Raw genomic sequence first — 367 nt, 5'->3', positions numbered from 1 at the left:
CACGCGCCTGGCCGCTGTCACGCAATGAACATCGAAGCGGCATCCTGCACTGCTCCACCCCGCTCGACTCCCACGGCTTGCAGGCCGAAGCCGAGGCGGCTGCCTTCAAGGTGATGCACGAGCTCGACTATGTCGGCGTGATGGCCTTCGAGTTCTTCGTCGTCAAGGACGCCGATGGCAGCGAGCGCCTGCTGGCCAACGAGATCGCACCGCGTGTGCACAACTCGGGTCACTGGAGCATCGAGGGCGCCGTCACCAGCCAGTTCGAGAATCACCTGCGTGCCGTCGCCGGCATGCCGCTGGGCGAGACCGCACTGCTCACGCCCTGCGCGATGCTCAACATCATCGGCCGCATGCCGGAACGTGA

1 protein-coding gene is annotated in these 367 nt (G+C 65.7%); it reads left to right on the top strand.

The window, feature by feature from the left end:
• Window positions 1–367, top strand: a 367-nt coding sequence (locus R0J88_RS19015; protein WP_410900732.1) for an ATP-grasp domain-containing protein, incomplete at both ends; no start/stop codon positions are given.

Source organism: Pseudoalteromonas sp. SIMBA_162 (assembly GCF_046535955.1).
Classification (GTDB): Bacteria; Pseudomonadota; Gammaproteobacteria; order Enterobacterales; family Alteromonadaceae; genus Pseudoalteromonas; species Pseudoalteromonas marina.
Note: the sequence above shows the minus strand (reverse complement) of the source record. Positions and strands in the feature narration are given on the sequence as shown.